A 23,533-nucleotide genomic window follows, 5' to 3' on the forward strand; every position below is an offset into this window, starting at 1 on the left:
ACCTAGCATCACGACCAACGCCCCCACATCGTGGGGCATTTGGGGAATCCGGCAGAAAAGGGGAAGGCCCGTGGCGACCGCGCACGTCAACGGCATCACCGTCGCGTACGACGACGACAAGGGCGGGGACGGGGACGGAGGCAGCGGCGGGAGCGCCGGGGGCGCTCCTCCCGTCCCGCTGCTGCTCGTCCACGGCCACCCCTTCGACCGCTCCCTGTGGGCGCCCCAAGTGGCGGCGGTGGCCGGCACCGGGCGCCGCGTGATCGCCCCCGATCTGCGCGGCTACGGGGCGAGCGAGGTGGTCCCGGGGATCACACCGCTCAGCACCTTCGCGCGGGACCTCGCCGCCCTGCTGGACCATCTGGGCCTGGCCCGGGTGGTGCTCGGCGGGCTGTCGATGGGCGGCCAGATCGTGATGGAGTTCCAGCGCGCCTTCCCCGAGCGCGTCGCCGCGCTCGTCCTCACCGCCACCTTCCCCGGCGCCGACACCGAGGACGGCAGGAAGGCCCGAGAGGCGGCGGCCGATCGTCTGCTCGACGAGGGCATGGCGGGGTACGCCGACGAGGTGCTGGACCGGATGATCGCGCCGTACAACGTCACCGAGCTGCCCGACGTGGCCGCCCATGTGCTGCGGATGATGCGCGGCACCCCGCCCGAGGGCGCCGCCGCCGCGCTGCGCGGGCGCGCCCGGCGCCCGGACTACGGCCCCGTGCTCGCCGCCGTCCGCGTGCCCACCCTGATCGTGGTCGGCCGGGACGACACCTTCACCCCCGTCGCCGAGGCCGAGGCCATGCACCGCGCCGTGACCGGCTCGCGGCTGGCGGTCGTGGAGGGTGCCGGGCATCTGCCCAACCTTGAACGGCCCGAGGTCTTCACGGGCCTCCTGCACGATTTTCTCGGCGGGTTGGACGCATAGGAGCGAACCCGCGGCGTTCCGGCGCGGGTTGCGACAGCTTCGGCACGGTCGCTGTCCCGCGGGCCCGGCCGGGCGCCGGCCCGACCCTGTGGGCAGCGTCGACACCCCCCGCGAACAAGCAGGTCGACGTCACACGGGCCCGGCCGCTCAGGCCGTCGCGTCCACGAGCGAGAGCGAGTGAAGCCGTTCCGGCGGGCCGGGCCGGGCGTAGTACCAGCCCTGGGCGGTGTCGCAGCCCAGGGCCCGCAGGTACTCCGCCTGGGTGCCGGTCTCGACGCCCTCGACGGTGACCGACAGGCCGAGCGTGTGGGCGAGGTCGACGACGACCTCCACGATCTTCACGTCGACCGGGTCCGCCGGGTGCTGCTGCATGCCGCGTGTGAACGAGCGGTCCAGCTTCAGCGTGGTGATCGGCAGCCGGCGCAGCGACGCCAGGTTGGAGTAGCCGGTGCCGAAGTCGTCCAGCGCGATGGCCATGCCCAGGTCGGCGAACTCCCGCAGCGGGCGCAGCAGTTCCTCGTCGGCGCCGATGAAGGCGCTCTCGGTGACCTCCAGGCACAGCGCGGTCGGTTCCAGACCGGCGTCCTTGATGACGGCGAGTGTCTCCGGGACCAGGCCGTGATGCCCCAGTTGCGCCGGGGAGAGGTTGACGTTGATCCGCAGCGGGTGGCCGTCGCTGCGCGGGAACTGCCAGTCCCTGGCCTGCCAGGCGGCCTGCTGGAGCACCCAGTGGCCGAGCGGCACGATCAGCCCGGTGCTCTCCGCCAGCGCGATGAACCGGTCGGGGCCGAGCACCCCGTGCACCGGGTGGCACCAGCGCACCAGCGCCTCCGCGCCGCGCACGCTGCCGTCGGAGAGCCGGACCAGCGGCTGGTACTCGATGAAGAACTCACCGCGCTCCAGGGCGACGGGCAGCTGGTTGGTGAGCCCGTGCCGGGTGATGGCGCGGGCGTCGGAGTCGGGGTCGGCGAGCTCGAAGCGGTTCCCTCCGGCGGCCTTGGCGCGGTACATGGTGATGTCGGCGCTGCGCAGCACCTCGGCCGGGCCGAGGCTGCCGGCCTGGCCCTCCACGATGCCGATGCTGCACCGCACGGAGAGTTCGCGGTCGTCGACGCGGATGGGGTCGGCGAGCGCGGCCAGGACGAGGTCGGCGAGGCCGGTGACGTCCGCGCGGCTGGCCGGGTTGACGACGAGCGCGGCGAACTCGTCGCCGCCGATCCGGGCGACGAGCTGGTCCGGCGAGGTGACGCAGGCCTTCAGCCGTTCGGCGACGGCCACCAGCAGCCGGTCGCCGACCGCGTGGCCGAGGCTGTCGTTGACGTCCTTGAAGCCGTCGAGGTCGAGGTAGCAGACCCCGACGCGGGAGCCCTCGGCGCCGCCGAGCACCTGTTCCAGACGCTCGAAGAACAGGTTCCGGTTGGCCAGCCCGGTGAGGGCGTCGTGCGTGGCCTCGTACCGCAGCCGCTCGCTGAGCAGGCGCTCCTCGGTGATGTCCTCCATCAGCGCGAGCATGTACTGCGGGACTCCTGCGGGGTCGCGGAGCAGGGAGACCGTCAGGTTGGTCCACAGGGCGGTGCCGTCGGGGCGGTAGTACGCCTTCTCGACGCTGTAGCGGTCGCGTTCGCCCCGGTTGAGCTGGCGCTGCATCTCCCAGACCTCGGGGGCGTCCTCGGCGTGCACCCAGTCGTAGACGTTCCGGCTGAGGATGCGGCGTTCCAGGCCGCCGAACATGGCGGTCAGGGCGTCGTTGACGTCGAGGATGCGGCCCTCCATGTCGGCGATGCCGATGCCTATGGAGGCGCCCTGGAAGATGGCGCGGAAGCGCACCTCGCTCTCGTGCAGGGCCTGTTCGACGGCGGTGCGGGCGGCGAGCGCGGCCCGGGACAGGGCCTCCTGCTCCGTCCTGGTCCGTTCGCGCAGCGCGCCCGTGTAGCCGTAGGCGATCCAGTGCTGCAGCCGGGCGGAGCGGGTACGGCCCTCGTCGGCGGGCAGGGCCGGGTCCAGCGGCGAGTACAGCAGCAGATAGGCGTCCACGACGCCGAGAATGCGGGGCAGCGCCTCGGGGTCCGTGCAGTGCGCGGCCACCAGCGCCGAGCCGATCTCCGCGGCGGCGCGCGGGTCGAAGGGCCGGGCGTGCAGGGCCGCCTCCAGCCGCGCGGCGAGCGGGAGCAGGTACTCCTCGAACTCGCCGCGGGTCATGGAGGTGGCGGTCGCCGGGTAGATCGCCCGGCTCCAGATGATCGCGAAGCGCCGCAGGCCGTCGGCGGGTTCGGGCTCGGGCTCCGGCTCCGGGTCGGGTTCCGTGGCCACGGTCACACCTTGCGGCCGACGCCCGCGAACCCGCTGAAGACCACCGGGTCGGGTTCGTCGTCGTCCGAGCCGTCCGGCCGCCACAGCGGCGGCGAGACCAGTCCGGGTTCGACGAGTTCGAAGCCGTCGAAAAACGCCTCCACCGCGGCCCGCGAGCGCATGATCAGCGGCGAACTGGCGCTGCGGTAGACGCTCTCGACCCGCTCGCCCTCCTCCGGCCGGCGCGGGCCGCCCTCCACCGAGGCGTGGGTGAGGACGAGCAGGCTGCCGGGCGCGAGCGCGTCGCGCAGTTCGGCGACGGCCTTGGCGGGGTCGTCGGCGTCCTCGACGAAGTGCAGGACGGCCACCAGCAGCAGCGCCACGGGGCGGTCGAGGTCCAGCAGCCGGCGGGTCTCCTCGCTGTCGAGGATGTCGCGCGGGGACCGCAGGTCGGCGGCAACGATCGCGGCGTTCCCGTGCCCGTCGAGCACGGCGCGGCTGTGGGCGACCGCGACGGGGTCGTGGTCGACGTAGACGACGCGGGCGGCCGGGTCCGCGGCCTGGGCGACCTCGTGGACGTTGCCGAAGGTGGGGATGCCGGAGCCGATGTCGAGGAACTGGGTGATGCCCTCGTCCACCGCGAAGCGCACGGCCCTGCGCATGAGGGCCCGGTTGGCCTGCATGATCTTGGGCAGGCCCGGGAAGGCCTCGATGGCCCGGCGCCCCGCCTCCCGGTCGACCTCGAAGTTGTGCGATCCGCCCAGGTAGTAGTCGTAGATGCGCGACACGCTCGGGACGGACAGGTCGATGCCATGGGGGGCCCAGGCGGGACGCTCCATCAACGGCTCCAGCTCGTCGGGATCAGGGCACGGGTCCGTGGGGACGGCCGCGTGGCTCAGAGGCTACTGATCGTTCGATCGGGAGGAAACCAGAAATGGAAATATTCGATCCGTTTTCGGTCACTCGCCAACGGCACGTGCCCTGCCCCCGCGGTACGGGGAACAGGGCACGTACTACCGCCGGATGACGGGCAGTCAGGTTGTTCAGACGCTGACGCCGTGCGCGCGCAGGTAGGCGAGCGGGTCGATGTCGGAACCGAACGACGCGGTGGTGCGCACCTCGAAGTGCAGGTGCGGGCCGGTGACGTTGCCGGTGGCGCCCGACAGGCCCAGCTGCTGGCCCTCGGAGACGGTCTGGCCGGCCGAGACCGACAGCGAGGACATGTGGGCGTACTGCGAGTACTTGCCGTCCGCGTGCTTGATGACGACCTGGTTGCCGTACGAGCCGCCCCAGCCCGCGGAGACCACGGTGCCGGAAGCGATCGCCTTCACCTTGGTGCCGGTGGAGGCGATGAAGTCGACACCGGTGTGGTAGCCCTTCGACCACATGGAACCGGCCTGGTGGTACGGGGTGCCCAGCGTGACGTGGTCCAGCGGGGCCGTGTAGCCGGAGGCGGACGAGGTGGAGGGCTTGGCCGGCGCGGGCGTGCTCGCGGGCTTGTCCGGGAGGGCGACCTTGACCGTGCCGCTCAGCGCCAGGACCTGGCCCGGGCGGATCAGGTTGGGGTCGCCACCGATGACGGACCGGTTTGCGGCGTACAGCTCGTGCCAGCCGCCGGTCACGTCCTGGGCGTCCGCGATGGAGGAGAGGGTGTCGCCGCCGACGACCGTGTAGCTGCCGCCGGTGCCCGGCTTGGAGGTGGAGCCGGCGGGCTTGCCGGCCGTCGTGTCCTTCGCAGGGGTGGCGGGCTTGGGGGCCGTGGTGCCGGCGACGCTCTCGGGGGTGGCCGAGGTGTCGGCCATGTCCTTGGTCAGACCGGCCTTGGGACCGCACACCGGCCAGGCCTGCGGGCCCTGGACGGCCAGGACCTTCTCGGCGACCGCGATCTGCTCGGCCTTGGTCGCGAGGTCCGCGCGGGCGGCGTACTTGGTGCCGCCGAATCCGGCCCAGGTGCTCTGGGTGAACTGGAGGCCGCCGTAGAAACCGTTACCGGTGTTGATGGACCAGTTGTTGGTGCTCTCGCAGCTGGCGACCTTGTCCCAGACGCTCACCGGAGCGGCGTGGGCACCGGTGGCGCCGACAACCGGAAGGGCAATCGCGGCACTCGTGGTGCCGGCGAATGCGCCGATGCGGACGAAACGGTTGGTCCGCTGACGACGGTGCTTTCCCTTTGCGGGCATGGGGAATTCCTCTCCGACGCCTACGAGGTGAGCTGTCGGGTTCGGGCTGGAGATGCCCGGCCGCATCGAGGCATGCCAAACAAAGGCACGTCGCTGCGACTTCACCCCAAGCCGTCCCGTGACACGGAACGGCACTTACCTGGGTCCCCCGCTCCTGCCGTGCGGTCTTGTCATCCGGCTTACGAGTGGCGGCAGGATTAGGCGTTCCACTCGGAAGAATTCCCGCCGGCATCCGGCCTGCGGGACTTGGAAGCTAAACGACGCAATCGCGCCCCGGCAAGGTCCTGAATCACAGCAATTGCCGACCGGCAAGTCGATCAATGAATTCCGTGACGTTACGTGAGATGTGTCCGCTCTGTGTAGGCGAATTGATGACCCCGGGCGAACGGCCGTATACGAGTGGTGAATATGGGGGGCATAAATCGACGCTCGGTCGCCGCGGGGCGCCGCAGCGTGTTCGCCGCGTGACACCCATCACGTACCTATTGCCTACGCATGCACTGTGGATACATATGTCCGCTTACGGCCCTCAATGCCGGATAAGGCAGGACAAGGGGAGTTCCAACCCGCCCTCCAGGAAGGCGTCATGGCGCCCGCGCACGTCGTCGTGCCCGGCGGGACAACCGATGCCCGCACCCGTCGATTCCCGGCGGCGCCCCCGCCCCCTTCCCACCCCGCGGGAGGGCCGGGAACCCGGGTGACAGCGCGGAACCCCCAGGGGTAGCCTCCCAATCCCGAACATTTTCTTACATCGACACCTCAGCGCACCGCCGTACCCACACCTCGACCGGGAGCCCCCGCGTGCCCTACCTCGCCGCCGAAGACCGCTACGCCTCCATGCAGTACCGCCGCACCGGCCGCAGCGGGGTCCTGCTCCCCGCCGTGTCCCTGGGCCTGTGGCACAACTTCGGCGACACCTCGCCGCTGGAGACCCAGCGCGCGGTGCTGCGCCGCGCCGTCGACCGCGGGGTCGTCCACCTCGACCTCGCCAACAACTACGGCCCGCCGGCCGGCTCGGCCGAGGCCAACTTCGGCACCCTCTTCGCCCAGGACCTGCGCCCGTACCGCGACGAGCTGTTCATCGCCAGCAAGGCCGGGTACGACATGTGGCCCGGCCCGTACGGCGAGTGGGGCAGCCGCAAGTACATGCTGGCCTCCCTGGACCAGTCCCTCGGCCGGATGGGCCTGGACTACGTCGACGTCTTCTACTCCCACCGCTTCGACCCGGACACGCCCCTGGAGGAGACCATGGGCGCCCTGGACACCGCGGTCCGCCAGGGCAAGGCGCTGTACGCGGGCATCTCCAACTACCCCGCGGACGCCCACCGCCGGGCCACGGAGATCCTGCGCGGACTCGGCACCCCGCTGCTGATCCACCAGGCCGCCTACAGCATGCTGCAGCGCGGCCCCGAGGCGGGCGTCCTCGACGCCGTCGGGGAGACCGGGACCGCTCTCATCGCCTACTCGCCGCTCGCCCAGGGCCAGCTGACGGACCGCTACCTCGACGGCGTCCCCGCGGACTCCCGGATGGCCCTCGGCCACTTCCTCAAGCGCGACGCCCTCACCGACGAGAAGCTGACCCTGCTCCACGCCCTCAACAAGCTCGCGGGCGAACGCGGCCAGACCCTCGCGCAGCTGGCCCTGACCTGGGTCCTGCGCGACCCGCGGGTGGTCTCCGTGCTCATCGGCGCAAGCAGCGTCGCGCAGCTCGACCAGAACCTCGCGGCCCTGGACGCGGAGCCCCTCACCGCGGCCGAACTCGCCGAGATCGACCGCCTGTCGGCCGAGGCGGGCGTCGAGATCCCGTAGCTCCCGCAGGCGTCGCCGCCCCGGGGGTCCCGGCCGTCAGGACCCCTGGAGGCGGCCCCGCAGCGCGGCCCGCACGTCCGGCCACTCGTCCTGGAGGACGGAGTAGTAGGCGCTGTCGCGGACGGTGCCGTCGGTCGCGCGCACATGGGCGCGGCGGATGCCCTCGAAGCGTCCGCCGATGCGCTCGATGGCGGCACGCGAGCGGGCGTTGCGGGCGTCGGTCTTCAAGGTGACGCGCAGCACGCCCCAGGTCTCGAAGGCGTGGGTGAGCAGCAGCAGCTTGGCCTCGGTGTTGCAGGGCGTGCGCTGGGCCGAGGCGGAGAGCCACGTGCTGCCGATCTCGGCGACCGTGGGCGCCCCTGCCGGGCGCGGCGTGGTGCGGCCCGCGGGCCAGGCCGGGACGGCGGACCAGTAGTCGAGGTCCAGGAAGCGCGTCGAGCCGACCACGGCGCCGCGCGCGATGTCGACCACCGCGAACGGGAGCGCGGCGCCGGTGACCTGCTCCGCGAGCGCCTCCTCGACGTACCGCCGCATCGCGGGCGGGTCGTCCGGCACCAGGGTGAAGCCATAGGTCTCGCGGGACTCCCGCGCGGCACGCAGCAGCCCGTCCGCGTGGTCCGGGGTGAGCGGCTCCAGACGGACGTGTCCGCCCTGCAAGGTCACGGTTTCCGGCATGTCCCGGATGGTATGCGCACCGCCGCGCGGCTGGTCAACTGCGTGTCCCGCGCGGGGCGCGGTCGGCGGCGGCGACCGGGGATGTGAAAATGTCGGCATGAGCAACAACGACGTGTACTTCGACATCACGATCGACGGCGAGCCCGCCGGACGGATCGTCTTCACCCTCTTCGACGACGTGGTGCCCAAGACCGCGCGGAACTTCCGCGAGCTGGCCACCGGCGAGAACGGCTTCGGCTACGAGGGCTCCCACTTCCACCGCGTCATCCCGGACTTCATGCTCCAGGGCGGCGACTTCACCGCCGGCAACGGCACCGGTGGCAAGAGCATCTACGGCGCCAAGTTCGCCGACGAGAACTTCCAGCTCAAGCACACCAAGCCGGGCCAGCTGTCGATGGCCAACGCGGGCCGGGACACCAACGGCTCGCAGTTCTTCATCACGACCATCGTCACCGACTGGCTGGACAACAAGCACGTCGTCTTCGGCGAGGTCGTCGAGGGCATGGACGTCGTCAAGAAGATCGAGTCCCTCGGCTCGCGCAGCGGCACCCCCAGCGCCCGCGTCGAGATCGCGAAGTCCGGCACGGTCGCCTGACCCAGGTCCCGCCGCCCGGCACCCCGGCCGCCCCGCGCGGCCTCCGGTGCCGGGCGCCCGACCCGCCGGCGCGGGGGCGGCGTACGATCCTCATCGGCGCCGATCACCCCTGGTGGGGCGGTTCGGCCGGCGGCCGCACGGCACGCCGGGCGCCGCACGACGGAAAGGAACGTCCACGATGTCCGCGGAACGGAACTGGGGCGGCAACATCGCCTTCCACGCACGGCGGCTCCACACCCCGGAGTCCGTCGGCGCGCTGCAGGAGATCGTGGCCCGCTCCGAGCGGATCAGGCCGCTGGGCACCCGGCACTCCTTCAGCACCGTCGCCGACACCGAGGGCGACCACGTCTCCACGGCCGCACTGCCCGCCGCAGTCGACATCGACACCGCCGCGCGGACCGCGACCGTGAGCTCGGGCCTGCGCTTCGGAGAGATCGCCGGGACGATCGACCGGGCCGGTTTCGCCCTGCACAACCTGGGCTCGCTGCCGCACATCTCCGTGGCCGGCGCGTGCGCCACCGGCACCCACGGCTCCGGGACCACCAACACCTGCCTGGCCGGCGCCGTCCGCGCGCTGGGCCTGGTCACCGCCGACGGCGAGCACGTCGAGATCCGCCGGGGCGACCCGGACTTCGAGGGCTCCGTCGTCGCGCTCGGCGCACTCGGCGTCGTGACGCACCTGACGCTGGACCTGCTCCCCGCCTTCTCCGCGCGCCAGTGGGTCTACGACGACATGCCGCGCGAGGAACTGGGCCGGAACTTCGCCGAGGTGATGTCCGCCGGCTACAGCGTCTCGGCGTTCACCCGCTGGCACGACCCGGTGCTGGAACAGGTGTGGCTCAAGGAGCGCGTCGAGGACCCCGCCGCGCCGCCGGCCCCGGCGCCGCGCGAGTGGCACGGAGCCGTCCTGGCCGACGGCCCCCGGCACCCCGTCCCCGGCATGCCCGCCGAGCACTGCACGCCGCAGAACGGCGACGTCGGCGCGTGGTACGAGCGGCTGCCGCATTTCCGCATGGAGTTCACGCCCAGCAGCGGCGAGGAGATCCAGTCCGAGTACTTCGTGGACCGCGCCGACGCGGCGGCGGCGTTCGACGCCCTGTGGGAGGTGCGCGAGCACTTCGCGCCCGCCGTGCAAATCGGCGAGATCCGCGCCATCGCGGCCGACGAACTGTGGCTGAGCCCGGCCTACGGGCGCGACAGCGTCGCCTTCCACTTCACCTGGGTCCCCGACACGGCCGCCGTCCTGTCCGCCCTGAAGGCCGTCGAGCAGGCCCTGCGGCCGTTCTCCGCCCGCCCGCACTGGGGCAAGCTCTTCACCGTCCCGGCCGCCGACCTGCCCGGGCTGTACCCGCGCTACGACGACTTCCGCGCACTCGCCGCCCGCCTGGACCCCTCGGACACGTTCGGCAACGACTACCTGCGGGAGTACTTCCCCCGCGGCTGACCGGCAACGGCGCGAGGGCGCGGGGACCGGGGCGATGCGCTCGCCCTTGGCCCGGCAGCCAGGCCGGAGCGACCCGGGCCGGAGGCGGGGACCGATCCTCCTCGCCGAGCTGCCCGGGAGAGCGCAGCGCACCATCGAGGATGCCGTGACCGGGCGGCGAGTACGGCACGGCACGATGTCGATGCCGGGCTCGCCTCGCGGTTGTGCACCACGTGCGCCCGGCGGAGGTCCAGGACGGGCCCGGGGCGGTTGGCCCCGCGGCCCGAATGGCTCACCGCCGACACTCGCCTTCGGTCGGGCGGAGCCGGATTCCGCTCGCGCCGACGTGCCGTCAGCTCGCCCTGGCCCGCCGGCCCCCGTCCTCCTCCCCGAGCACGCGCTCGATGTCGGCCCACGAAGCCCCGAACTCCGTGAGCACGTCCGCCACCACGCCCGGACCGGTCGCGAGGGCCAGCAGCATGTGCTCATCGCCGATGTGGCGGTCCCCGCGCGCCAGCGCGGACCGCAGGGAGCGCTCCAGTACGGTCTTCGCGCCCCGCGTGAGGGGCGGGCGCCCGGCCGGCCGCCACCGCCGGGACCTGCGTCCGGCGGCCAGCGCACCGGCGCCGTGCGTGTCCTCGACGCGGGCGACGATCGCGGCCACGTCGATGCCGAGCCCGGCCAGCGCCTCCGCGTCGGCCCGTGAGACCCCGCCCCGGCGCCGGGACTCCGCGAGCGCGTCCTCAAGTGCCCCGCGACGCCGGTCCACGCCCAGCGCGGCAAGGACCCCGGAGGCCCGGGTGCCCTCCGCGTCGAGCAGCGAGAGCAGCAGGTGCTCCTCGGCGACGGCCTCGTCCCGGGCCTTCTCGGCGTGCCCGAGAGCGCCCTCCACCACGTCGCGCGCGCTCTTCGTGAACCTCTCGAACATCCTCAGTTCCTCCCGTACTTCTTGTGCACGGCCTGCCTGCTGACGCCCAGTTCGTGGGCGATCTCCTGCCAGGACCACCCCTTGGCCCGCGCGCTCCTGACTTGCACGGCCTCGAGCTGCTCCAGCAGCCGCCGCAGCGCGGCGACGGCCCGCAGCCCGATCCGTGGATCACGGTCTCCCGCCCGTTCGGCGAGATCGGTTGCCTCGGTCATGACTGTCAATCTACGTTGACAGGAGACTCACGTCAACTGCGGTTGACGTGAGGGTCGGGGGGGAACGCACACGCCCGGCCCCCCGTGACGGAGGGCCGGGCGCGCGGCGGAACGGGGAAGGGCGGTGCCGGTCAGCCGAAGGCCTTGACCGCCTGGTAGTAGGTCCACGCGGTGCCATTGCACGCGGTCGCGGTGGCGCCGCTGTAGCCGGCGCAGATGCGCTTCAGGTCCTCGTAGAAGGCGCTGTCCAGCCGGCTCTTGTTGGCGGAGAAGCTGCCGGCCGCCTTGTAGTTGCGGTACCCGAAGTCGTGCCGGGCGCAGGAGTTCGCGAACGGGAAACCGAAGGGGTTGTCCGGGGAGGTGCTGCAGTAGTCCGTGGACCAGTCGAAGGCGTAGGCCGACCAGGCACCCTGGTTCTGGCGCGCGGCCCACCAGGCGTTGTAGCTGGAGGCGCTGGTCTGGGTCCAGCTCGACAGCACCTGGGCCTTGTCGGCGGGGACGGCGTTGGCGGGCGTGGTCAGAACGACGGTGGCGACAACGGCGGCCACGGTGGCGGCGAAGCCGGTGGTGATTCGGCGCATGGGGGTCTCCAGAGACGGGCGCGCGGCGGCGCGCGGGTACGGGGGTGGCACCGGATGCGGAATCTCACGGGTGGTGCGGAAGTTGCCGGATCAGCTTCGCGCCGGGCGGTCTATGCGAGTAGACGCGGGACGGCAAAATCTGCATGAACATGCCTAAGCGCCGCCGACGTCAGTCGTCGACGGCGCATCACGAACGGTTCAGGAGCGGGGGGAACGGTCCCCCGGCGCGACCCCGGACGCCTCCCGCCCGACGTCCTCGGCCTCCACGGCCTCCTTGGCGTGGTCCCAGTGCGGATGGTGGAGCCGCGCCCAGGTCTGCGTGACGAACCCCGTGCGCATGCCCTGCCGCGCCTCCGGGTCGTGGTACGCCATCCACCAGTGGCCCGCCACCGCGAACGCGACGGCCAGCGCCAGCCAGTCGTGGACGAAGGTCGCCCCCGTACGCCACACCACCGCCGTCAGGTGCGGGAACATCATCAGCAGCCCGGTGCCCAGCATCACCAGCACGGCGCCGGCCGCGAACGCCGCGTAGAGCTTCTGCCCCGCGTTGAACTTGCCCGCCGGGCGCCCCTGGTAGAGCCGGCCGCGCAGGGCGGCCCGCAGCCAGGTCCTGTCGTACGGCAGGAAGCGGTTGAGCCGCCGCAGGTCGAGCCGGAACGCGCGGGAGGCCAGACCGGCGAGCGCGGGCAGCGGCAGCGCGATGCCGGACCACTCGTGGACGGTGACGACCAGCCGCCTGCGGCCCACGATCTCGGCGAGCGGCGGCAGGTAGAGGCAGGCCGCGGTGAACAGGCAGACCGTCATCAGCGTCGCCGTGGAGCGGTGCACCCAGCGCTCGGCCGGGGTGAACCGACGTACGGACTCAGGAAGTCGGGGCATCGTGGCGTCCGTTCGAACGGCCGACCCAGGCGTCGACGTCATAGCCGTAGTGCTCCCAGTAGCCGGGCTGCACGTCCTTGGTGACCTCGATGCCCGAGAGCCACTTGGCGGACTTGTAGAAGTACATCGGCGCCACGTACAGCCGCACCGGACCGCCGTGCGCCGCCGTCACCGGCTTGCCCTGCATCCTCAGGGCGACCAGCACGTCGTCCCTGCGGGCCTGTTCGAGGGTCAGGCTCTCGGTGTAGGCGCCGTCGAAGCACGTGAAGCGGACGGCGCCGGCCCCGTCCCGCACACCCGCGAGGTCGAGCAGATGGGACAGCCGCACCCCTTCGAACGCGGTGTCGTCCACCCGCCACCCGGTGACGCACTGCACATCGCGCACCATGTGCGTCTGCGGCATGGCCCGCAGGTCGGCGAGGGTGTAACCGGCCTGGCGGTCGACGAGTCCGGAGACGGTGAGCCGGTAGTTCGTGGCGTCGCGCCGCGGGATCGAACTGGTCACGTTGTAGAAGCGGAATCCCCCGCCGCCCGGCAGCAGCCCCGTCAGACCGGTGGGGTCCTTGCTCGTCACCTGCGACAGCGCCGAGTCCAGACCGTCCTGGACCCGGCTGCCCACCGCCACACCGAGCGCGCCGAGCCCGACCATGCCGAGCACCACGCGCCGGCCCACCGGCGTGCCCTTGCTTTCCATGTCCCTCACCGTAATCCCGTGAACGCCGCCTACAGAGTGCCCGGCCACCCCGTAAGGAAGGCGTAACAGGTCGGTCAGCCGATCTCCAGACCCGCGTAGTTCTCCGCCAGCTCCGCCGCCGCGTGCCGGGAGACCGCGATGCGGTCGAGCTGGCTGGTCTGAAGCCGGGCGTCGAAGTCGCCGAGCGTGGGGTCGGTGTGGAGGGTCGTGGTCATGAACCAGGAGAAGTGCTCGGCCCGCCACACCCGGCGCAGGCAGGTGTCGGACCAGGCGTCCAGCAGGGCTTCCGACCCGGTCTCCCGCAGGTGCGCGAACGCCCTGGCCAGCACGACCACGTCGGCGGCGGCCAGATTGAGTCCCTTGGCGCCGGTGGGCGGCACGATGTGCGCGGCGTCCCCGGCGAGCAGCACCCGTCCCCAGCGCATGGGTTCGGTGACGGAACTGCGCATCGGCAGCACCGCCTTGGAGGTGATCGGTCCCCGGGCCAGCTTCCAGTCGCCGTCGATCGCGAAGCGGGCGTCCAGTTCGTCCCAGATCCGCTCATCGGGCCAGTCGTCGGTGTCCGTGCCGTTGGGCACTTGGAGGTAGAGCCGGCTGACCTGGGGCGAGCGCATGCTGTGCAGGGCGAAGCCGCGCGGCGAGTGCGCGTAGATCAACTCGTCGCTGGACGGCGGGACGTCGGCGAGGATGCCGAACCACGAGTACGGGTAGACCCGCTCGTACGTCCGGGTCGCCCCGTGGGGGACCGCCCGGCGGGTCACCCCGTGGAAGCCGTCGCAGCCCACGACGTAGTCGCAGGTCAGGGTCTTGTCACGGTCCTCGTGGGTGTAGTGGATCACCGGGCTTTCGGTGTCGGCCCCCTCGACCGCCTGCACCGGCGCGCCGAACACCAGCGGGGCGCCGTCCTCGAGCTGCAGGGCGATCAGGTCCTTGACGACCTCCGTCTGCGCGTACACCCACACACGGCGGCCGCCGGTGAGCGCGGGGAAGTCCAGGCGGTGGGTGCGCCGGTTCCAGCGCAGTTCGATGCCGTCGTGGACCAGGGCCTCGCGGTCCAGGCGGTCCGCCGCACCGCAGGAGCGCAGGACGTCGACCGTGGACTGCTCGAGGATCCCGGCCCGCTGGCGGTGCTCCACGTAGGCGCGTTCCCGGCTCTCCAGGACCACGCAGTCGACCCCCGAGCGGTGCAGGAGCCGGGCCAGCAGCAGGCCGGCGGGTCCGCCGCCGACGATGCCGACGGTGGTGTGGGTCTGCATGAGTGGTCTACTCCCCCTCTTCCGGTACTTCTCCCGGTTCTTCTGGTCTTTCTGGTCCTTCTGGTCCTTCCTCTTCGAGGACGCGGTTCGCCACGGCGAACGCAGCGTTCGCGGCGGGCACACCGCAGTAGACGGCCGACTGGAGCAGAACCTCCCGGATCTCCTCCCGTGTCAGGCCGTTGCGCCGGGCCGCCCTGACGTGCAGCGCCAGTTCGTCGAGGTGGCCGTGCGCCACGAGCGCGGTGAGCGTGACGCAGCTGCGGGTCCTGAGGTCCAGGCCGGGCCGGGTCCAGATCTCGCCCCACGCGTAGCGGGTGATGAAGTCCTGGAAGGGCGCGGTGAAGGCCGTGGTCCGCGCGACCGCCCGGTCCACGTAGGTGTCGCCGAGCACGGCGCGGCGGACCGCCGTGCCCGCGGCGTGGCGGGAGCCGTCGTCGGTGGCGGGGCCGGACGTCAAGTGGCCGAGCAGCGCGGCCAGTACGGGTGCCGGGCGCTCGACGTTGGCCAGGTGCGCGGCGTGCGCGACCTCGGTGAGGCTCGCGCCGGGGATGCCGTCCGCGAGTTCGCGGGCGTCGGCGACCGTTGCCGCGGGGTCCTCGCGGCCGGCGACGACGAGGGTCGGCGCGGTGATCGCCGCCAGGCCGGCCCGCCCGTCGTGCGTGGCGAGCACCTCGCACAGCCGCGCGTACGCCTCCGGGTCGGCGGCCCGCAGATCGTCCACGAGGGCCTCGCCCGCCGGGCCCGGCACGGAGCCGGACGTGAACCAGCGCGCCGCCGTGGTGTCGGCGACCGGCCCGGTGCCCTTCGCGCGCACCAGCGCGGCCCGGTCCCGCCAGCCCTCCGGGGTCCCGAAGCGGGCCGCGGCGCACAGGACCGCCAGCGAGCTCACCCGCTCCGGGTGGTGGATCGCCAGCCATGTCCCGACCGCGCCGCCCAGCGAGATGCCCGCGTACCCGAACCGCTCGATGCCGAGGGCGTCGGCGAGTTCCAGCACCATCCGCCCCAGGTCCGCGGTCGTGGCGTCCGGCGGCAGCAGCCCGGCCGGTGTGCCGCCGTGCCCGGGCAGGTCCCAGCGGACCACCCGGTGGTCGCGGGCGAGCGCGGGCACTTGGGCGTCCCACACCGCCAGTGACGTGCCCAGGCTCGGGCCCAGCAGCAGCGCGGGGCGCCCGGCCGCCCCGGCCGCCCCGGCGGGTCCGTCGACCCGGTGATGCAGCAGCCGTGCCCCCTCGGCACCGGCCGGTGTGCTGCCGCTCATGCGTCCTCCTGGGGTAAGGGCGTGCGGGGGTGCGGGCGTTCCGGGTCAGTGGGACCCGCCGGGCGGCGGGGGGTCGGGGCGGCGCAGGGCCCGGTCCACGAGGGCGGCCGCGGATCCGGTGTAGCGGGCGGGGTCGGTGAGGTCGCGCAGCCGGTCCTTGGGGAGGAGAGCCGCGAGGGCGGGGTCCTCGGCGAGGACGTCGTCGAGGTCGATACCCTCCTCGACGGCCCTGCGGGAGGCCCTCGCGAGCGCAGCCCCGGCCTCGTCGCGGCCGATCAGGGCCGCGAGCGCCGCGGCCAGGCGCTCGCTGACGACCAGACCGCCGGTCGCGTCGAGGTTGTCGCGCATGCGGTGCGGGTGGACGCGCAGTCCCCCGGCCAGTTCGGCGGCGGCGGCCGCCGCGCCGCCGGCGAGGCGCAGTGCCTCGCGCAGCGGCTGCCATTCGGCGTGCCAGGCCCCCGCGGGCCGTTCGTCCTCGGCGGCGAGGGAGTGGTACAGGACCGAGACGAGCGCGGGCACTTGGCGGGCCGCGGCGGCGATGAGCACGGCGCGCACGGGGTTGGCCTTGTGGGGCATGGCGGAGGAGTCCCCGCCGGTGCCCTCGGCGACCTCGCCGATCTCGGTGCGGGTCAGGACGAGGACGTCGGCCGCGAACTTCCCCAGCGCGCCCGCCGTGAAGGCGAGCGCGCCGCCGAGGTCGGCGACGGGGGTACGCAGGGTGTGCCAGGGCAGCCCGGGTTCGGCGAGCCCCGTCTCGGTGGCGTACGCGGCGGTCAGCCGCTCCCCCAGGTCGTGCGGAACCTCCTCCGCGGAGGCCGCCTCGGCGAAGGCGTGGAATGCCGCGAGGGTGCCCGCCGCGCCGCCCAGTTGGGCGGGCAGCGCGCCCCGGACGGCCGCCAGGCGGTCGTGGGCGTCGAGGACGAGGGCGCGCCAGCCCGCCGCCTTCAGCCCGAAGGTGGTGGGGACGGCGTGCTGGGTGAGGGTGCGCCCGGCCATGGGCGTGTCGCGGTGCTCGCGGGCCAGCCGTCCGAGCGCGCCGGCGGTGCGGGCGAGGTCGCCGAGCACGGGCTCCAGCGCACGCGAGGCCACCAGCATGGCGGCGGTGTCGACGATGTCCTGGCTGGTGGCACCGCGGTGCACGTAGGGCGCGGCGGCCTCGTCCCGGTCCGCCACGGCCGCCGTCAGGTCGGCCACCAGCGGGACGACGGGGTTGCCGCCGGAGCGGGCGCGCAGGGCGAGGTCGCGCGGGTCGTACCGGACGGTGTCGCCCGCCGCGGCCGTCACCGCGGCGGCCGCGGCGGGCGGCGCGAGACCCAGCGCGGCCTGCGCGCGGGTCAGCGCGGCCTCGGCGTCGAGCATGCCGCGGACGAACGCGGCATCGCCGGTCGCCTCCTCCACCGGCGTACCGGCCCGGCCCGGGGAGAGCAGGCCGGTGTCGGCGAAGGGGTCAGTCGAAGGCAAGGAAGACCGTCTCCTCATGCACTCCGTCGTACTGCAGGCGGATGTCGAAACGGTGGACGCCGTCGCCGTCCGGAGTGGCGAGCAGCGTGGCGCGCCGCTCCGGCTCCAGCGAGCCGAGCAGCGGGTCGCCGTCCGCGTCCTCCAGATAGGCGCGGGTGTGCAGGTGGTGCAGCAGGCCGCGGGCGAAGACGATCATCGACAGGTACGGGACGCCGCCGGGCGGCAGCGTACGGAAGGCGTAGTGCCCGTCGGCGTCGGTGGGCACGCGGCCGAAGCCGGTGAAGGCCGGCCCGTCGCGGCCGAGGACCGCGCCGTCCACGGGGTCGCGGCGCAGGGAGCCGGGGGCGCCGTGCCGGGAGCCGTCGGGGGCGGGCTGCCAGAGCTCGATCATCGCGTCGGGGACGGGCTGCCCCGCGCCGTCGTACACGTACCCGTGGACCGTGACCGCCCCGGGGTGGCCGGGAGGTGCCAGGTCCCCGCCCTTGGCGAAGGGCAGCGCGTAGCCGTAGAAGGGGCCGACCGTCTGCGAGGGCGTGGGGGCGTGGGGCGGGTTCATCGGCCCTCCTCGGCCCAGGTGGCGGCGGGTCCGTCCAGGACGATGTCCCAGCGGTAGCCGAGCGACCACTCCGGCGTGGACAGGTCGTGGTCGTAGGCGGCGACCAGGCGCTGCCGCGCGCGGTCGTCGGTGACCGACTGGAGGATGGGGTCGCCCGCGAAGAGCGGGTCGCCGGGGAAGTACATCTGCGTGACGAGGCGCTGGGTGAACGCCGTGCCGAAGAGCGAGAAGTGGATGTGGGCCGGGCGCCAGGCGTTGAGGTGGTTGCGCCAGGGGTAGGCGCCCGGCTTGATCGTGACGAACTCGTACGTTCCGTCCTCCCCGGTCAGCGTGCGCCCGAGCCCGGTGAAGCCGGGGTCGAGCGGGGCCGGGTGGTCGTCGCGCTGGTGGGCGTAGCGGCCGGAGGCGTTGGCCTGCCAGATCTCGACGAGCTGGCCGCGCACGGGGCGGCCCCGGCGGTCCAGGACGCGCCCGGTGACCCGGATCCGCTCGCCGAGCGGCTCGCTCCGGTGCTGCCGGGTGAGGTCGTGGTCCAGGGCGGTGACGTCGGTGACGCCGAAGACAGGCCCCGACAGCTCCACGGCCTCGGGGTCGCCGCCGGCCGGACCGGCGGCGACCAGGGGGCGCTTCGGGTGCCGCAGCACGCTGCTGCGGTAGGGCGCGTAGCCACGCCGGGGGTGGTGCTCGACGGCCGCGCCGTCCGCGAGGCGCGCGGCGTACGCCTCGCGGGCCGCCGCGATCTCGCGGGAGATCTCGTCCTGCGTGAGCGGGGTGGCCATGCGCGCGCTCCTACCTCTCGAGGACGAGGGCGAGGCCCTGCCCGACGCCGATGCACAGGGCCGCCAGGCCGGTGCCGGAGCCCCGGGCGGCGAGCTGGTGGGCGACCGCGCCGGCGATGCGGGCGCCGGACGCGCCGAGCGGGTGGCCGACGGCGATGGCGCCGCCGCGCGGGTTGACCAGCGCCGGGTCCAGTTCGGGCCAGCCGGCCAGGCAGCCCAGCACCTGGGCGGCGAAGGCCTCGTTGAGCTCGACGGTGCTGAGGTCGCCGAAACCCTTGCCGGACTTCGCCAGTGCCTTGCGCACGGCCTCGACCGGGGCGAGGCCGAAGTAGTCGGGCTCGATGCCGGTGACCGCGGAGGCGCGGATGCGGGCGAGCGGTTCGCGGCCGGTGGCCCGCAGCCCCTCCTCGTCGACGACCAGCAGGGCGGCCGCGCCGTCGTTCAGCGGCGAGGAGTTGCCCGCGGTCACCGTCCCGCCGTCCTTGCGGAAGGCGGGCTTGAGGCGGGCGAGCGCCTCCATGGAGGTGGTGTCGCGGATGGTCTCGTCGCGGACGAGGTCCACGCCGTCCAGCGGCACGACCTCCGCGTCGTACAGACCGTCCTTCCACGCGCGGGCGGCCTTCTCATGGCTGGCCACGGCCCAGGCGTCCTGCTGCTCGCGGGTGATGCCGTGCCGGTCGGCGATCAGCTCGGCGCTCTCGCCGAGCGGGATGGTCCACCGCGGGTCCATCCGCGGGTTGACCATGCGCCAGCCCAGGGTGGTGGAGTACATCTCCTGGTGGCCGGCGGGGAAGGCGCGTTCGGGCTTGGGCAGCACCCAGGGAGCGCGGCTCATGGACTCCACGCCGCCGGCTATGGCGACGGAGACGTCGCCGACCGCGACCGCGCGGGCGGCCTGGATGACCGCTTCGAGGCCGGAGCCGCAGAGCCGGTTGACGGTGGTGCCGGGGACGGTGACGGGCAGTCCGGCCAGCAGGACGGCCATGCGCGCGACGTCGCGGTTGTCCTCGCCCGCGGCATTGGCGTCGCCGAAGAACACGTCGTCGACACGGGCCGGGTCGAGGTCGGGGGTCCGGGCCATGAGCGAGCCGACGACGTGCGCGGCGAGGTCGTCCGGGCGGACGCCCGAGAGGGCGCCGCCGTACTTGCCGACCGGGGTGCGGACGGCGTCGACGATGTAGACCTCGCGCAGGTGCTGGCTCATGACAGGGCTCCTCGGCCTGTGGCGGCGACGGCGGTGTCGCCGGTGTCTCGGGTGGTGCGGACCGGGGCGGCGGTCCTCTCCAGGATCTCCTCCACGGCGACGCCGGGGGCCGTCTCGACGAGGACGAGTCCGTCGCCGGTGACGTCGAGCACGCCGAGGTCGGTGATGATCCGGTCGACGCACGCCTTCCCGGTGAGCGGCAGGGCGCACTCCTGGAGGATCTTGGGGCTGCCGTCCTTGGCGGTGTGGGTCATGGTGACGATGACGCGCCGGGCGCCGTGCACGAGGTCCATGGCACCGCCGATGCCGGTGACCAGCTTGCCGGGAATCGCCCAGTTGGCCAGGTCGCCGCGGGCGGAGACCTGCATGGCGCCGAGCACGGCGGTGTCGATGTGGCCGCCGCGGATCATGCCGAAGGACAGCGCGGAGTCGAAGAACGCGGCGCCGGGCAGGACGGTGACGGTCTCCTTGCCGGCGTTGATCAGGTCGGGGTCGACCTCGTCCTCGTACGGGAAGGGGCCGGTGCCCAGGATGCCGTTCTCCGACTCCAGGACGACCTCGACGCCCGGGGGGAGGTGGTTGGGGATCAGCGTCGGCAGTCCGATGCCGAGGTTGACGTATTCGCCGTCGCGCAGTTCCAGCGCCGCGCGGGCGGCCATCTCGTCGCGTGTCCAGGCCATCAGGCCGACGCCTCCCTCGGGGTGACCGTGCGGAACTCGATCTTCTTGTCGGCGGCCTGTCCGGGGGTGAGGGCGACGACCCGCTGCACGAAGATGCCCGGCAGGTGGACCTGGTCGGGGTCGAGCTCACCGGGCTCGACCAGTTCCTCGACCTCGGCGACGGTCACACGGCCGGCCATGGCGGCGAGCGGGTTGAAGTTGCGGGAGGACTTCGCGAAGACCAGGTTGCCGTGCCGGTCGCCCTTCGCGGCGCGGACCAGCGCGAAGTCGGTGGTGATGCCGCGCTCCAGGACGTATGCGACGCCGTCGAACTCGCGGACCTCCTTGGGCGGGGAGGCCACGACCACCCCGCCCTCGCCGTCGTACCGCCAGGGCAGGCCGCCGTCGGCGACCTGCGTGCCGACGCCGGCGGGCGTGTAGAAGGCGGGGATGCCGCAGCCCCCGGCGCGCAGGCGCTCGGCGAGGGTGCCCTGCGGGATGAGTTCGAGCTCCAGCTCGCCGGCCAGGTACTGGCGGGCGAACTCCTTGTTGGCGCCGATGTAGCTGCCGGTCACCCGGGCGATGCGGCCGGCGGCGAGCAGGACGGCGAGGCCGGAGTCCAGGGCGCCGCAGTTGTTGGAGACGACGGCGAGGCCGCCGGTCCCGGCGTCGTGGACGGCCTGGATGAGCGTGTTGGGCACGCCGCTCAGGCCGAAACCGCCGACGGCCAGCGACGCCCCGTCATGGACGTCCGCCACGGCCTCGGCGGCCGAGGCGACCACCTTGTCCATCCCGTGCCACCTCTTGTTCGCCTGGTGAACTTAAGTTCACAATTATCGATGGCCGAGTGTGATCCTCCGGCGCCCGCTCTGTCAACGTGCCGGAGCGGTACGGTTTCGACGACATATCTCCGTGCTGGAGCGCCCATGACATCCCCCGCACCCGCCACCGCCCTCCCGCCGCGGGAGGCCGTGGGCCCCCTCGTCCGGGGACTCGCCGTACTGCGCGGGCTCGCGGCGGCCGACGGACGGCGCTCGGTGGGCGACCTCGTACGGGACACCGGACTCGCCCGCTCCACCGTGGACCGGGTGGTCAGCACCCTCACCCGCACCGGCTACCTGCGCCTGGAGGGCCGCGACGCCGTCCTCGCACCCCGGCTGATGGAACTGGGCAACGCCTACCTGGCCGCCAGCCGGCTGCCCGACCTCCTGGGACCGCTCGCCGACGCACTGGCGGACGGCCTGGACGAGTCGGTGTCCATCGCGGTGCCCGACGGGGACGGCGTGCGCTTCGTGCACCAGGTCACCCGGCGCCGCGCCATGTCGCTGACCTTCCGGCTGGGCGATCTGCTGCCCGCCGAACGGGGCGCCCCCGGCGCGCTGTTCGCCTGCGGGTGGGGCGCTGCCGAGTGGGACCGCTGGCGGCGGCGCCGGGCGGCCGACCCCCACGGCGCGGGCTTCCCCGCCCTGCCGGAGGGCCACGACGAGGGCGCCGCCTCCTTCGAGGAGCGCGTCCGGGCCGCCGGGGAGCACGGCTGGTCGGCGGACGACCAGCTCATCGAGCCCGGCCTGATCGCCGTCGCCGTACCGGTGCGCGACCCGGCCGGCACCACGATCTGCGCGGTGAGCGTGGTCAGCCACACCAGCAGGCACAGCGCCGACTCGCTGCGGGCGGCGGTCCTGCCCCGGCTGCGCGCAACGGTCGCCGCGATGGAGCGGGCGCTCGCCGCCCCCGCCGGACCGCCCGCCGCCGCGTCCGGCCCGGTCCCGGCGGCCTGGACGCGGGCCTCCAAGCAGGAGCTCGGGCCGGAGTTCGTGGAGTCCCTGGCCCGCGGGCTCGCCGTGCTCACCGCGTTCGGCGAGGGCCGCTCCGCGCTGCCTCTGACCGCCGTCGCCGAGGCCACCGGCCTGGCCCGGGCCACCGCGCGCCGCTCGCTGATCACCCTGGAGCACCTGGGCTACGTCGCCGCCGACGAGCGGCTCTTCCGGCTCACCCCGCACGTGATGGAGCTCGGCTGCGCCCACCTGTCCCGCCTGCCCCTGTCCCAGATCGCCGCGCCGCACCTGGTCGGCCTCGTGGCGCACGTGCACGACTCCGCCTCCATGGCCGTGCTGTCGGGCACGGACATCCAGTACGTGGCCAGGGTCCCCACCGTCCGCATCATGAGCGTCAACATCACCGTCGGCACCCGTTTCCCCGCGTACGCCACCGCGATGGGCCGGGTCCTCCTCGCGGGCCTGCCCGCCGGCGAACGCGCCGACCTGCTCGCCCACACCGACCGCACCGCCCTCACCCCGCACACCGTCACCGGCCTGCGGGCCCTGAACGAGGTCCTCGACGTGGCCGCCGCGGACGGCCACGCGCTGGTCAGCGAGGAACTGGAGGAGGGTCTGCGGTCCATCGCGGTCCCCGTCCGCGACGGCACCGGCCGGGTCGTGGCCGCCGTCAACGTCTCGATGCACGCCAGCCGCCGCACCGTGGAGCAGTCCCGCGCCGACCTCCTCCCCCCGCTCCGCGCGGCCGCCGCCCGCATCGAGGAGGACCTGCGCGTCGTGGGCCGCTACGCCCGCGTCGCCGTCTCCTGACCCGCCGCGTCACAGGAGCGGGGTGGAAGGGTCCACGTTCCACTCACGGGGCAGGTCGCTCCCGCAGAAGACGCACACGAAGTCGTCCTCCCGCACGATCCCGCGCTCCCCGCACCCGGTGCAGCGCCGGAAGACCACCGCGTGCGTGAAGCCGGCCGGACGCCCGATCGCGGCACGGTCCAGGGCGCGGGCCACCGCCGGCCAGGACCCGGTGTCCGGGCAGTACCCGGTCGAGAGGTTGCTGACCTCGACGGCCGCCCACTGCCCGGCCGTCCCCAGGAAGGCCATCTCCCCCGCCCCCAGCACTTCGCCGCCGCCGGCGCACGCCACGTGCTCACTGCGGCGCGGCGCCAGGCGCAGCACACCGGCGACGTCCACGATGTAGGTGAAGGGCTCCGCCAGGTCCGCGGCCGTCTGCTCCGCGGCCCACGCGGCGAAGTCCCCCGCGCGGCGGATCGGCCGTCCCGCGGTTCCCGGCCGCACGGCCGCCCGCAGGGCCGCCGGTCCGACATAGCGGTAACACCGCACTGCGTCGTCCACGCCGCCACGGTAGAGCGTCCGCCGCGGCGGCGGGAACCGGGGCCGCGGAGCGTG

General features: G+C 73.5%; 23 protein-coding genes and 1 riboswitch. Of the genes, 5 read left to right on the forward strand and 18 right to left on the reverse strand.

Annotation, left to right across the window (positions count from 1 at the left end; all coding sequences use genetic code 11):
• Positions 1-70: 70 nt before the first annotated feature.
• Complete coding sequence (locus tag ACIP64_RS16010) at positions 71-916, forward strand: alpha/beta fold hydrolase (protein WP_401586346.1); 846 nt, start codon at positions 71-73, stop codon at positions 914-916.
• A 147-nt stretch (positions 917-1,063) separates the two neighbouring features.
• On the opposite strand, the gene ACIP64_RS16015 is transcribed toward ACIP64_RS16010, so the two are convergent.
• The 3 genes from ACIP64_RS16015 to ACIP64_RS16025 form a co-directional block, all read right to left on the reverse strand.
• Positions 1,064-3,232: a putative bifunctional diguanylate cyclase/phosphodiesterase gene (locus tag ACIP64_RS16015; protein ID WP_401586349.1), complete on the reverse strand. Its 2,169-nt coding sequence runs from the start codon at positions 3,230-3,232 to the stop codon at positions 1,064-1,066.
• Complete coding sequence (locus ACIP64_RS16020; RefSeq protein ID WP_401586352.1) at positions 3,229-4,044, reverse strand: SAM-dependent methyltransferase; 816 nt, start codon at positions 4,042-4,044, stop codon at positions 3,229-3,231. The genes ACIP64_RS16015 and ACIP64_RS16020 overlap by 4 nt, the downstream gene beginning before the upstream one ends.
• 204 nt (positions 4,045-4,248) lie before the next feature.
• Positions 4,249-5,385: a transglycosylase family protein gene (locus ACIP64_RS16025; protein WP_401586354.1), complete on the reverse strand. Its 1,137-nt coding sequence runs from the start codon at positions 5,383-5,385 to the stop codon at positions 4,249-4,251.
• Positions 5,386-5,389: 4 nt separating this feature from the next.
• Positions 5,390-5,599: riboswitch (cyclic di-AMP (ydaO/yuaA leader) on the reverse strand.
• Between the two features lie 587 nt (positions 5,600-6,186).
• Here ACIP64_RS16025 and ACIP64_RS16030 point away from each other — a divergent pair.
• Positions 6,187-7,194, forward strand: coding sequence for an aldo/keto reductase (locus ACIP64_RS16030; protein ID WP_401586357.1), 1,008 nt, complete (start codon positions 6,187-6,189; stop codon positions 7,192-7,194).
• Positions 7,195-7,230: 36 nt separating this feature from the next.
• Here ACIP64_RS16030 and ACIP64_RS16035 read toward each other — a convergent pair whose 3' ends face one another.
• Positions 7,231-7,869, reverse strand: coding sequence for a GNAT family N-acetyltransferase (locus ACIP64_RS16035; protein WP_401586359.1), 639 nt, complete (start codon positions 7,867-7,869; stop codon positions 7,231-7,233).
• Positions 7,870-7,966: 97 nt separating this feature from the next.
• On the opposite strand from ACIP64_RS16035, the gene ACIP64_RS16040 reads away from it, so the two are divergent.
• A complete protein-coding gene (locus ACIP64_RS16040) occupies positions 7,967-8,464 on the forward strand; it encodes a peptidylprolyl isomerase (protein ID WP_401586361.1) in 498 nt (165 codons plus the stop codon).
• A 178-nt stretch (positions 8,465-8,642) separates the two neighbouring features.
• A complete protein-coding gene (locus tag ACIP64_RS16045) occupies positions 8,643-9,908 on the forward strand; it encodes a D-arabinono-1,4-lactone oxidase (RefSeq protein ID WP_401586363.1) in 1,266 nt (421 codons plus the stop codon).
• A gap of 331 nt (positions 9,909-10,239) precedes the next feature.
• Here the strand turns inward: ACIP64_RS16045 and ACIP64_RS16050 are convergent, their stop codons facing one another.
• The 13 genes from ACIP64_RS16050 to ACIP64_RS16110 form a co-directional block, all read right to left on the reverse strand.
• Entirely contained in the window at positions 10,240-10,815 is a 576-nt protein-coding gene (locus tag ACIP64_RS16050; protein WP_401586365.1) for a Clp protease N-terminal domain-containing protein, read from the reverse strand.
• Between the two features lie 2 nt (positions 10,816-10,817).
• Positions 10,818-11,027 carry an HTH domain-containing protein gene (locus tag ACIP64_RS16055; RefSeq protein ID WP_319658245.1) on the reverse strand — a complete coding sequence of 70 codons (210 nt, stop codon included), beginning with the start codon at positions 11,025-11,027 and terminating at the stop codon, positions 10,818-10,820.
• Between the two features lie 131 nt (positions 11,028-11,158).
• The gene (locus ACIP64_RS16060) at positions 11,159-11,608 is read right to left on the reverse strand and encodes a phospholipase (RefSeq protein WP_401586369.1); all 450 of its coding nucleotides are present in this window, start codon (positions 11,606-11,608) and stop codon (positions 11,159-11,161) included.
• A gap of 198 nt (positions 11,609-11,806) precedes the next feature.
• Entirely contained in the window at positions 11,807-12,487 is a 681-nt protein-coding gene (locus ACIP64_RS16065; protein WP_401586372.1) for a cytochrome b/b6 domain-containing protein, read from the reverse strand.
• Positions 12,471-13,181 (reverse strand): molybdopterin-dependent oxidoreductase, encoded by a 711-nt coding sequence (locus tag ACIP64_RS16070; protein ID WP_401586374.1) that lies wholly within the window; start codon positions 13,179-13,181, stop codon positions 12,471-12,473. The genes ACIP64_RS16065 and ACIP64_RS16070 overlap by 17 nt, the downstream gene beginning before the upstream one ends.
• Before the next feature lie 74 nt (positions 13,182-13,255).
• Complete coding sequence (locus ACIP64_RS16075) at positions 13,256-14,437, reverse strand: 4-hydroxybenzoate 3-monooxygenase (RefSeq protein WP_401586377.1); 1,182 nt, start codon at positions 14,435-14,437, stop codon at positions 13,256-13,258.
• Between the two features lie 7 nt (positions 14,438-14,444).
• A complete protein-coding gene (pcaC, locus tag ACIP64_RS16080; RefSeq protein WP_401586380.1) occupies positions 14,445-15,695 on the reverse strand; it encodes a 4-carboxymuconolactone decarboxylase in 1,251 nt (416 codons plus the stop codon).
• 45 nt (positions 15,696-15,740) lie between these two features.
• Positions 15,741-17,174 (reverse strand): 3-carboxy-cis,cis-muconate cycloisomerase, encoded by a 1,434-nt coding sequence (gene pcaB, locus ACIP64_RS16085; RefSeq protein WP_401586383.1) that lies wholly within the window; start codon positions 17,172-17,174, stop codon positions 15,741-15,743.
• Positions 17,143-17,712, reverse strand: a complete 570-nt coding sequence (gene pcaG / locus ACIP64_RS16090; RefSeq protein WP_401586386.1) for a protocatechuate 3,4-dioxygenase subunit alpha — start codon at positions 17,710-17,712, stop codon at positions 17,143-17,145. The genes pcaB and pcaG overlap by 32 nt, the downstream gene beginning before the upstream one ends.
• Positions 17,709-18,491 carry a protocatechuate 3,4-dioxygenase subunit beta gene (gene pcaH / locus ACIP64_RS16095; RefSeq protein WP_401586389.1) on the reverse strand — a complete coding sequence of 261 codons (783 nt, stop codon included), beginning with the start codon at positions 18,489-18,491 and terminating at the stop codon, positions 17,709-17,711. Before pcaH ends, pcaG begins: the two co-directional genes overlap by 4 nt.
• Positions 18,492-18,501: 10 nt before the next feature.
• Positions 18,502-19,695, reverse strand: a complete 1,194-nt coding sequence (locus ACIP64_RS16100) for a thiolase family protein (RefSeq protein WP_401586392.1) — start codon at positions 19,693-19,695, stop codon at positions 18,502-18,504.
• Entirely contained in the window at positions 19,692-20,375 is a 684-nt protein-coding gene (locus tag ACIP64_RS16105) for a CoA transferase subunit B (protein WP_401586394.1), read from the reverse strand. Before ACIP64_RS16105 ends, ACIP64_RS16100 begins: the two co-directional genes overlap by 4 nt.
• Positions 20,375-21,145: a CoA transferase subunit A gene (locus tag ACIP64_RS16110; protein WP_401586396.1), complete on the reverse strand. Its 771-nt coding sequence runs from the start codon at positions 21,143-21,145 to the stop codon at positions 20,375-20,377. Before ACIP64_RS16110 ends, ACIP64_RS16105 begins: the two co-directional genes overlap by 1 nt.
• Before the next feature lie 135 nt (positions 21,146-21,280).
• Here ACIP64_RS16110 and ACIP64_RS16115 point away from each other — a divergent pair, with 135 nt between their 5' ends.
• A complete protein-coding gene (locus ACIP64_RS16115; RefSeq protein ID WP_401586398.1) occupies positions 21,281-22,939 on the forward strand; it encodes an IclR family transcriptional regulator C-terminal domain-containing protein in 1,659 nt (552 codons plus the stop codon).
• A gap of 9 nt (positions 22,940-22,948) precedes the next feature.
• Here the strand turns inward: ACIP64_RS16115 and ACIP64_RS16120 are convergent, their stop codons facing one another.
• Positions 22,949-23,479: a hypothetical protein gene (locus ACIP64_RS16120; RefSeq protein WP_401586401.1), complete on the reverse strand. Its 531-nt coding sequence runs from the start codon at positions 23,477-23,479 to the stop codon at positions 22,949-22,951.
• Between the last annotated feature and the right edge of the window lie 54 nt (positions 23,480-23,533).

The sequence above is a fragment of the Streptomyces sp. NPDC088733 genome (assembly GCF_044751185.1).
Taxonomy (GTDB): Bacteria; Actinomycetota; Actinomycetes; order Streptomycetales; family Streptomycetaceae; genus Actinacidiphila.